Source organism: Acinetobacter sp. ME22, from assembly GCF_022012315.1.
Classification (GTDB): domain Bacteria; phylum Pseudomonadota; class Gammaproteobacteria; order Pseudomonadales; family Moraxellaceae; genus Acinetobacter; species Acinetobacter brisouii_A.
In genome coordinates this window covers 1-10,538 of record NZ_JAKLTL010000027.1, presented here as the reverse complement: position 1 = coordinate 10,538, position 10,538 = coordinate 1, and the positions used below count along the sequence as shown (strand labels likewise).

At 33.7% G+C, this 10,538-nt stretch carries 10 protein-coding genes and 1 pseudogene; 8 read left to right on the top strand and 3 right to left on the bottom strand.

Annotated elements, in window-relative coordinates:
- From LVY74_RS17355 to LVY74_RS17345, 3 genes are all read left to right on the top strand, one after another.
- A partial coding sequence (locus tag LVY74_RS17355; RefSeq protein ID WP_237816111.1) for a DEAD/DEAH box helicase occupies positions 1-1,227 on the top strand: 1,227 nt, incomplete at its 5' end.
- Position 1,228: 1 nt separating this feature from the next.
- Positions 1,229-1,900 carry a DUF2290 domain-containing protein gene (locus LVY74_RS17350; protein ID WP_237816110.1) on the top strand — a complete coding sequence of 224 codons (672 nt, stop codon included), beginning with the start codon at positions 1,229-1,231 and terminating at the stop codon, positions 1,898-1,900.
- Between the two features lie 417 nt (positions 1,901-2,317).
- Entirely contained in the window at positions 2,318-3,322 is a 1,005-nt protein-coding gene (locus LVY74_RS17345) for a DNA cytosine methyltransferase (protein ID WP_237816109.1), read from the top strand.
- Positions 3,323-3,451: 129 nt separating this feature from the next.
- On the opposite strand, the gene LVY74_RS17340 is transcribed toward LVY74_RS17345, so the two are convergent.
- From LVY74_RS17340 to LVY74_RS17330, 3 genes are all read right to left on the bottom strand, one after another.
- Positions 3,452-4,297 carry a hypothetical protein gene (locus tag LVY74_RS17340; RefSeq protein WP_237816108.1) on the bottom strand — a complete coding sequence of 282 codons (846 nt, stop codon included), beginning with the start codon at positions 4,295-4,297 and terminating at the stop codon, positions 3,452-3,454.
- A 251-nt stretch (positions 4,298-4,548) separates the two neighbouring features.
- Positions 4,549-5,178 carry a hypothetical protein gene (locus LVY74_RS17335; RefSeq protein ID WP_237816107.1) on the bottom strand — a complete coding sequence of 210 codons (630 nt, stop codon included), beginning with the start codon at positions 5,176-5,178 and terminating at the stop codon, positions 4,549-4,551.
- A 29-nt stretch (positions 5,179-5,207) separates the two neighbouring features.
- Positions 5,208-5,789, bottom strand: coding sequence for a histidine phosphatase family protein (locus LVY74_RS17330; RefSeq protein WP_237816106.1), 582 nt, complete (start codon positions 5,787-5,789; stop codon positions 5,208-5,210).
- A 38-nt stretch (positions 5,790-5,827) separates the two neighbouring features.
- On the opposite strand from LVY74_RS17330, the gene LVY74_RS17325 reads away from it, so the two are divergent.
- The 5 genes and pseudogenes from LVY74_RS17325 to LVY74_RS17305 all read left to right on the top strand — a co-directional run.
- A complete protein-coding gene (locus LVY74_RS17325) occupies positions 5,828-5,977 on the top strand; it encodes a hypothetical protein (protein WP_237816105.1) in 150 nt (49 codons plus the stop codon).
- Positions 5,978-6,375: 398 nt separating this feature from the next.
- Complete coding sequence (locus LVY74_RS17320) at positions 6,376-6,750, top strand: hypothetical protein (protein WP_237816104.1); 375 nt, start codon at positions 6,376-6,378, stop codon at positions 6,748-6,750.
- A 989-nt stretch (positions 6,751-7,739) separates the two neighbouring features.
- A complete protein-coding gene (repM, locus tag LVY74_RS17315) occupies positions 7,740-8,687 on the top strand; it encodes a replication initiation protein RepM (RefSeq protein WP_237816103.1) in 948 nt (315 codons plus the stop codon).
- Positions 8,680-9,246, top strand: coding sequence for a plasmid replication DNA-binding protein (locus LVY74_RS17310; protein WP_237816102.1), 567 nt, complete (start codon positions 8,680-8,682; stop codon positions 9,244-9,246). Before repM ends, LVY74_RS17310 begins: the two co-directional genes overlap by 8 nt.
- A gap of 380 nt (positions 9,247-9,626) precedes the next feature.
- Positions 9,627-10,538, top strand: a pseudogene (locus LVY74_RS17305) (helicase); the annotation flags it as partial.

Genomic DNA, 10,538 nt, shown 5'->3' with positions numbered 1-10,538 from the left:
CAGACAGCTAAGAATCAATTTGGGAATAATAATGCTTTTCAACAAGTCTGCAAACTTGCTTTAGAACAGTCAGCATCAAAAAGCGTTGAAAAATATGATTTAATTCTAATTGATGAAGCTCAAGATTTCCCTCCCGAATTCATTAAATTATGCTATAGATTTTTAAAAGATCCTAAGCGATTAGTTTATGCATATGATGAACTTCAGTCTTTAAATGGTCTATCCGTTTTACCTCCGGAACAGTTATTTGGTAAAGATGCGAAAGGAGTTCCTTTAGTAACCTTAGAAGAAGAAGATCTAACAAAGCCTAAAAGAGATATTATTTTAGAAAAATGCTATCGCAATTCACGTCCATTACTCGCGACCGCTCACACACTAGGGTTTGGATTAACGAGACCAAAAGGATTAATTCAGTTCTTTGATAATGATTCTTTATGGGAAGATGTTGGTTATTCTATTAAAAAGGGGCAAATTGAAGGTGGAAAAGAGGTAGAGTTAATTAGAAATAGCGAGTCTAGCCCTCTTTTTTTAGAAGAACATACACCTCTTGAAGATCTTATAAAGTTTGAAGTATTTAATTCAGTACAAGATATGAATCAAACGCTCTTCAATTCTATTGTTAAAAATATCCATGAAGATGAACTAAAACCTGAAGATATCTTAGTTATTAATCCTGATCCTTTCACAACACAAAAAAATGTTGGTCTTGTAAGAAAAGCATTACAACAAAATGATATAGATTCTGAAATTGCAGGTGTTACAACTTCAAGAGATATCTTCAGAAAAAATGGAGCTGTCACTTTTACAGGTATCTTTAGAGCAAAAGGTAATGAGGCTGCGATGGTATACATTATCCATGCTCAAGATTGTGCTGATTCCTTTGATCCAAATCACTTAGCATTAATTAGGAATAGATTATTCACTGCCATTACTCGAAGTAAAGCTTGGGTTCGTGTATTAGGAATTGGACCATCTATGCAAGCTCTGAAAGAAGAATGGGAAACTTTAAAAAATAACGATTACGCTTTAAAATTTGTTTATCCAACAGAAAAACAGAAACATGCATTAAAGTTAATTAATAAGGATATGTCTATTCAAGAGAGAAATAGAAGAAGAAAGCTGACAAATAACATTCAAGAAATTATACATGCTATCAATTCAGGAGAATTGCCAACTGAATTAATCCCTGAAGAATTAATTAATATTTTAAAAAAATCAGGGCATTAGTATGTATTCTGATAATATTTTAAAACAATGTACTGAAATAATTGATCGTCTTATTGAATCTGGATTATCAATAGAACAACGATATCCATCTACACGTATTAATGCTAGTGGAGATTATGAAATCGGGTTTCAAAAAGGGATTGAAATTTCTCAAGCTCTAAAAAATATCCCATATGAAGATATATATAAGTCTGTTTTAGAAGAGAAGAGCTATCATATCCACCTGATAGATGGTGGCTTGGTTTCTTTTAATTATATTTTTGAGAAAAATGATGATACTTTTTTTATAAAAAAACATAGATTGTCATTCTATCCCTCACCATCATTACCTTCATTTGAAGATTGCCCTGAGCTTTTTAGTCAAGATGAGATTTTTCTAGAGTGTACTAAAAAAAATTTAGTTAAATTCCCTATTAGATTCGACTATGATCCCAAAAATCATGTGAATGTTACTCATCCTGCTTCACATGTGACATTTGGGCAATTTCTCAATTGTAGAATTCCTGTTTCAATGCCAGTTACACCAAGAAAATTTATTTTGTTTTTATTACGCAATTTTTATTATTCTGGATATACAAAAAGTAAGAATATTTTTGATAAGAAGATGGCTAATGTTATTCCTTTTCATACTATTACTAATGAAGAGAAAAAAATTGGGCACTTCATTTTATAATTCCATCTATGTAACATAAAATCTCTTCTATAAAATGAAAAAAGGCACTTCAGAACAGGGAACTGCCTGTCACTAGAAGCGCCTTTGAAAATGCCTCACGACAGGGAACTACCCATCTATCGAAGCACTTTACTCCCTAAATTTACCATATTCCATAAATTACAGACAAAAAAAAGCGCTTCAGAGCGGTGATTCTAACCGGATTATGAAGCGCCTTTTATTCAAGGCTATATCTAAAAATCTAGACTGTCAATTTTAGGCTCATAAGATGTCTATATAACATTACTCTAACTATATGTTTAAAGGATCAATAATGCTCCGATACGACAGGAGATGTCGTTTTCTTAAAAAAAAAGCTGGCCTTTTGAATCCAAAAATGTAAAAATTACGTCTAAATCTTCAATCGTGTTTTTTAATATGTCTCTTAAAATAGCTTCCTTTTTCTCTGGTGCAGGTGGTCTAGACCTTGGCTTCAAACAAGCCGGCTTTGACATCATTTTCGCCAATGAATTTGACAAGGATATTTGGGCTACCTATGAGCATAACCATCCTGAAACAGCTCTAGATAAACGCAGTATCACTTTGATTGATGAATCTGAGGTCCCTGACTGCGATGGCATCATTGGTGGTCCACCATGCCAAAGCTGGAGCGAAGCAGGATCAAGAAGAGGGATTGAAGATAAACGAGGACAACTGTTTTTTGACTTCATTCGTATCCTAGAAGCGAAGAAACCATCATTTTTCTTGGCAGAGAATGTCAGCGGCATGCTAGCACCAAGACATAAAGATGCACTTGATAATATCAAGAATACCTTTCTAGAAGCTGGCTACGATCTTCATTTTAAACTTTTAAATGCAGCAGATTTTGGGATTGCTCAAGATCGTAAACGAGTCATTTTTATTGGTTTTAGAACCGATCTTAATATTGATTACGCATTCCCGGAAGAATCCAATGAAGTTCGTTGCTTAGAAGACATTATTCAAGACCTAGAACATAACGTTGTTCCTGCATTGAACAAGTCGAAACCAAATCCTGACGTTACTGTACCAAACCATGAATACATGACAGGTGGCTTCTCATCAATGTATATGTCTAGAAACCGAGTCCGGGCCTGGGATGAACCATCATTTACGATTCAAGCTGGTGGTCGCCATGCCCCAATTCATCCCAGTGCGCCTAAAATGGTGAAACTTGAGCAAGACAAATTCATGTTTTCACCAAACGGTGAATACAGACGTTTAAGCGTTCGAGAATGCGCTCGGATTCAAAGCTTCCCTGATGACTTTATTTTCAAATACGCTGATGTAAACCATGGATATAAAATGATTGGAAATGCAGTAAATGTTGATTTTGCTAGAATTTTAGCAAAAAGCATTCTTAATGCTTTGAATCAAGCTAACTCAATATTGAAAGCAAGCTAAGAAAAAAACGTGAGGCAATGACCTCACGTTTTTCATTTTAAAATGAGATAGTCCTTAAAGGATCAAGAGCATTGTTCATATCAACAATTGAATCAAATTTTAAGCTCAATGATGACGTTAATTTGAGCTTTAAACTGGCTGATCTATAGCTTTTAATAAAGAGGGCAGTATGTCATCCACTCCCTTATATTTAAGAGGTTGATCAAAAACAATTGAAGATTTTAATTCATTATCAATAACATCCCAATCAACATAAACAGCTAAATATCTATTGCCTTCAATTTTTGATTCTTTATCTGGGAAATAATTACTAGCAGTAAAAATCAAATGTACGTTATTTACATTCAGAGAATCCATTTCTTGGATTTTATTTAAAACATCTTCAATAGATTTAAAGTCTTTTTTATTACCCTCTAATAAGAAATCTGCAATACCTGAGTTTTTAACTTCATTCCCAAAAACATAAGCATTTTTTTTGTCATCAGATAGTGATTTTCCTTTATAAATTACATCGATGATTTCCTGTTTAGGGATTTGGAGTTTTGATGCTAGCACTCTAGACCTATTAGCAACTTCCAAACGCCATCCTAAAGTATATCTCATTCCATTTTTTTTACTGGTTGCGGAAAGCTTTTTACCTTCAAATTTATCTTTAATTGTTTCAACTGATTGAATAACAATATCTTTCCAATTTTCACCGAATAGGTTTTCAGCATCAATCGGTTTTAATTTATTTGCCAGAAATTCTGCATTTGATTGTTTAATGGAAATTTTTATATCCAAAAAATCATCCAGATTATCGGCATGCTTATATAATCGAATTAGTACGTCTGTTTTACACTCTCCATTGCCTTTGACAATAGGACGACCTGCTTTTGATAGTTCATATTTGACACCGTTTAAAACAATATTTTCTTTATTGTTACAAATATCAATAATATGGTTCTCTAGTTCTTTGTAATCTCGTACGCTCATTATTTACCCTAAAATAAAGTACAGGCTTTTTGCTCCAAAATGTAAAATTCCCTCTGAATTTTGCAGAGGGATTATATTTCATAATTTCAGGAGCTGGTGGGCTTGATTATCTAGCATATACATGCACTTATCATAGGTAATTGTGAGGATTTTACTATTTTACGGGTCTTTTCATATTAAGAATGGTTTGAGTAAATTTAACATAATCTCTTATACGAAATTTTGGCTTCGAACATGAAAAAAAGCCTAATTTAGGCTTTTTCTTTGTTCATTTTTTCTTTGAAATTAAAAATATCATCAAGCGGATCATAGCGATTGGTTTGCTTAAAGAAATCAGAGCCAACTAGCATCGGCTTATATTTTACTTTTAAAGAGTTCTCAAAAAAATCAGCACGCCCAATAGGAAAGTTAATTTCTCTAGGATACTTATAGTTTTTCCACAATCTTTCAGGAAGTGCAAAGTCAATTATGATATCTCCCCCCAAACCGACCCATGCGTGTACATCCTGCTCGCCTTTATTAACTTTATTCACATATTCGTTCTTCAAAAAAATCGGTGTTGTATCCCATTCATCTTCGGGTGAATTGTTAATGTTCACATTTCCATAAATCATTTCAGCATTAAAGCCCTTAGCTTTTAAATACATAAAGGTAATGGCTGTAAGATCTAAACACATGTTACCTAGATACGGATGAAACTTAAAAAAGTCTTCAATAAAATCAAATAGTTCACCTTGAACAATATTAACAATCTCTTGAATATCATCTTTTCCTTGATATTTGGTCTCAATAGAATCCCATTGTAAGTTTTGCAGTCCTAATTCCTTTGCAAAATTAAGAGACTCTTTCAATAATCCTAAATAACGTTCTGTAGCATTCATATAAAGTAATGACCTATATTTATAAAAACTCAATAATTAAAAATTTCAGTATTTTTGATCGGCTGGCGCACCAAGTCCGATCTAAACTGCTGCATCAACTCTTTAGTTAGTGGACTTGGCTGCTGGATCTGCATAATCAAAAGCTGTAAAAACTGTCCGTGACTAAATACAGCCAAATTCTTTTCAACATAGTGCCCAGCCACGGCTTTTAACTTGTCATGAAACGCCTGCACTCGCAGATAAAGATCCTCAAAAGACTCCGCATCATCAGCGTCCCGATGCTGGCAATCCATTTTATCCCAGTACGCATTCACCCATGCTTTACGGTCATTCAAATTGGTATTGGCACACTTCCGTTCAGACAAATAACTGAACTCATGCAAATGCTCATCAACCTCAAAATCAAGCTGATATTTTTCGAGGATCGGTGCTGCGGTTTGTTGCGTCCGCAAATACTTGGATACCATCACATGATCAATTTTAGGCAGCGTAGAGCATAAATTTTGAGCTTGAATATGCCCATGCTCACTTAAAGTGATTGAAGCATGCGACAGCGTTTTACCATTGATATTGGCTTCACTTTCAGCATGACGGATCAAAAAAATACTCATATTTTCCCTTTAATTGAAGCATCGAGCATAGCCAATAGATGCTCATAGAATCACCCGATACTTTAGATTCAGGCTTTAGCCTGAGTCTAAAGTCGGGTCACTTTGTGCCAACAAGCATCCGTAAAATAATGCAAGAAACAGCACAAAGTACCGCAAAAAATCAGCTCTGTTTTAGCCCATTTTACTAGACAGCAATGTTTTCAACATGTAATCAAAAAACATTTTTTCTTACATATACTTATTGCTCAAATGTACACATTTGCAAACATTCTATTAACCACAAAGAAACAAGAATAAAGTTTATATCTTCTTATTTTTAAATAAAAAAAATTCGTTTTTCGGCATCCTGACTAGGTGCGTATGGTGTATACCCAAAAAACATCAGAAATTCCTCTTAAATTTTGAGCTGAATTTAGAGCAAAAAGCTTTTAAAAAGGCGTACATATCAACACACTACTGATTTACTATCAAAAAGTTATCAATTGGGTATCAAAATCAGAGGATTACTACTGAAAATATATCAATTTGCAATCAAAGCACTAACAATTTACTATCAAATTGAATTGTTCCGCTGAAAACTAAAATCATGCTGCCAAAAATCAAATCAAAAGCCTTTATTCGACTCTTACCGCAGATCCAAGAACTCAGAGAACAAGGGTATTCGTATGATGAAGTCACTTCAATTTTAGAAGAACAACATGGACTGATCCTGAGCGTTAAACAATTTTCGGTCTATCTGGCGCGCTATAAAAATACCCATGCCAAAAAGTTAGAAAAGCAGATCTCAGCATCCCCATCAACAACAGTATTCAATCAGGAAGATACACAGCCTCCAGTCAATTCTGATAATCAGACGAAGGACTATGCCTTTGGATCACCTGCACATAAGGCGAAAATCCAGAGTGAAACGGAAGAACTCTTTAAATCCAGTCAGAGTCTTGGATTAAAAAAACTAAAATAGCCATAAAACTTCACCAAATCACGTATAAGCATCATTTCACTAATTTGGCATGTTGTTTAGTGTGAAAGTTATAAATGCGCTGAAATCGCAAAATAGAAGCGAATACGCGCATATTTGAATTTTGATTGTTCAACAAAAAATATGGGAATTTTAATCTTCATCAATATTGAGTAAAAACTAGATTGGAATGAAATATCCAAAGATTTAAATGCTTTTAGACTCGCTGTAAGCCTTATGTAGCAGGGATTTCAAAGTTTAAAAAAGACATTTTCCGAGCCAACTCAGACATTAAATATTGTGTCTGCTTGAATAGATTCCTATTTTTACTTAAAACCCATACATTAAAATTACTAAGTTATTGATATATAAAATATATATTTTAATACAATGACAAATTCCGATACGCACTCTCTAATACAATGACAAATTCCGATATATTACTATTAATAATAATATCAATATCTTATAGAGCGAGTGTCTACGAGCGAACCACTACAATTTGCGTCATGACTCTCTGAAAAACAGCTTTTTAGGCTGTGAAGCCTAAATAAGCGTAAATCACATGCAGAAACTTGAGCCTAGATCGAGCGTAGCGAGTAAAAAAGCTTTATGAGCGAAGCGAATTCCGAGTTGCTTTTGATCTTGCTTTTGCTTTTTCTCAAATTCAAGGGAATATAGACCAAAAAATTGCCCCTACGAATTGAGCGAAAGCGAGATTCAATAGAGTTTGAGCGTAGCGAAAACCAAGGGCAATTTTTCATACCAAGTGCTTTTAATTAATTTTAAAGCTTTTAAATGCTTTTAGGCGAGCTAAAAGCATTGCATAGCAATGGTTTTAGCCATTATAAGACTACAATCTCTTTGCTATAAGACTACAATCTCTTTGCTATAAGACTACAATCTCTTTGCTATAAGACTACAATCTCTTTGCTTTTAACTACATTAGATAGTAATGTAGTCTTAATAAGATTAAAAACCTAAATAGTTCCATGAAAAATGACTTAGTTGTTAAAGATAATGTCTTAATTAATGCTAGTTATAACCTTGAAGTAACAGAACAAAGGCTAATTCTTTTATCTATAATTAGAGCTCGAGAAACAGGACAAGGTATTTCTGCTGATAGTAAGTTAGAAATCCATGCTTCGGATTATGCCTCTCGTTTTAATGTAACTAAAGAAGCAGCATATAGTGCTTTGAAAAACGCTGTTAATAACCTCTTTGAAAGAAAGTTTTCTTTTAAAGAAAACCGTAATGATACGAACAAAGAAATTGTAGTCAAATCACGTTGGGTTAGTAGAATTGCATATATTGATGATTTGGCAAAACTGGAAGTTACATTTGCTCCAGATGTTGTTCCGCTAATTACAAGATTAGAAAAACACTTTACTAGTTATCAATTAAAACAAGTTTCTCAACTAACTAGTAAGTATGCAATTCGTCTATATGAGTTTTTAATTGCATGGAGAGAGATAGGCAAAACACCTGTTATTTCATTATCAGATTTCAGAGATACATTAGGTTTAGAAATTAATGAGTATCAAAAAATGATTAACTTCAAAAACCGTGTATTAGAGCCTGCAATAAAGCAAATTAATGAGTCAACAGACATAAATGTGAAGTATGAACAGTACAAAACGGGAAGAGCCATTTCAGGTCTTTCTTTTACATTTAAGCAGAAAGAAACTTCTTCTCGAAAAGATCAAAGTACTATTGATCTGTTATCCAAATTATCAGATTCCCAACGTTACTTATTTGCTGAAAAGCTCTCAGCTCTTCCTGAAATGAATAAATACTCTCAAGGTACAGAAAGCTATCAGCAATTTGCTGTACGTATAGCAAAAATGCTGCAAGACCCTAAACGCCTCAAAGAGCTTTTCCCATATCTAAGGAAAGTTGGATATATACCATCAAATAAAAAGGACACTGTGAATGGCTAAATTATCGTTGAGTGAAGTATCTAATCGCTTTAACGTAAGTCGTTCTACGTTATATAGAGCTATTAAAGAAGGACGTTTATCTCGTAGTGCAGATGGTCATTTTGATATTGCAGAAGTAATACGCTGCTTTGGTGAACCCACTAAAAAAACAGAACAGAACCAAATCATAGATCAACCTAAAGATGATGCTGATTTACGTCAGCTAGTTGATTTTATGAAAAAGGAAATCGAAGCCTACAAAGATCGAGAGAAGCGTTATTTAGATCAAATTGATCGCTTTCAGCTTCTATTAGGACATAAGGAGTCTTCCGAAAAATTGTCTCATGAAACACCAGTGACACATCCCAATGATACACCATGCGACACTTCACCAAATGTAGATAAAAATATTGATAAACAATATATTAGTCAAAAAAATTTGTCTCATGAAACACCAGTGACACGCGCTAATGACACACCGCGAGACAATATTGATACATCTAATGACACATTCAAAAAACACCAAAAAAAACGCGGTTTATTTGGTAGAGTGATTGATGCTGTGTTCAATGAAAATTGATCAAACGCAGATTCTTTTAAAACTGGTGAAACTTTGGCTGATTTTGCAAAAAAACTAATGAAAGGCGTGGAACTTCGGTTAATAAATAGGCGTGGAACAATACAATTCACGTAAAAAGCCCGATTGGTGAGAATCGGGCTAATACATAGAACATAAGACACTGAAAAATATAAAGAAAACAAATTGATTTCGTATAACGTGCATTATGTTAATTTTAGAAAAAATTAAAGATGCGCGGCTCTAGATTCGAATCTAGAAATCTATTTGATTTCGAACTAACCATAAAAATTATTCAGATCAAGGCTTAACTTGATAAGACTAAAGCTTCTAAATATAGTAGAGCATTGCTTAATTTCAAGATTTAAATTAAAGGTATTACTGTGATTAAAGTCATTTGGGGCACTAATAAAGAAAAACCAATTGCTTCAAGACAACTTGCGGAAACATTATCCTCTAATCCTAGTTTAGAGGGTTTTCTATATATAGGTTATCCAATCGTAGGATCCCCTTTAGGTCCAACTAAATTTGATGCATTACTTTTAAGCGAATCAAATGGGATCGTTGCTTTTGATTTAGTTGAAGGAACTGATCTTACTAATTATATAGAGAACCAAGATGAAATGGCCTCCATGTTGGAGGTGAAGTTAAAACCCTATCCAAAGTTAAAAAATGGTCGTCATCTTAAGTTTGATATTAAAACTGTAACTTTCTGTCCAGCCAAAAAAAATAGCCTGCCACAAATCGATGATGATCTATACAACATTGCCAATATTTCTAATTTAAATGAAGTTATTAATTCATTTGAATGGGAATCAGATGAGAATACATTTAAAGAATTAAAAGCAGCAATTCAAGTTGTTACTAATATTCGAGCTGGTTCTATTAGAAGGCAAACTAAAAAGGAAAACTCTTTAGGAAGTCGCTTACAGAAATTAGAAGATTCTATAGCTAACTTAGACCAACACCAATCTGAAGCAGTCATTGAAACAGTTGATGGTGTACAAAGAATTAGAGGGCTAGCAGGGTCAGGAAAAACTATTGTATTGGCCCTGAAGGTTGCTTATTTACATGCACAGAACCAAAGTTGGAAAATAGCTGTAACTTTCCATACACGTGCATTAAAAGAACAATTTAAAAGACTAATCAATAACTTCACTATTGAACAACTAGGTAGCGAACCTGATTGGGATTCTATTGATATATTTAACTCCTGGGGAGCACCTGGAGATAAAGAAAATGATGGGATGTATTATCGATATTGTGTTGAAAACACTATAGATTACTATGATTTC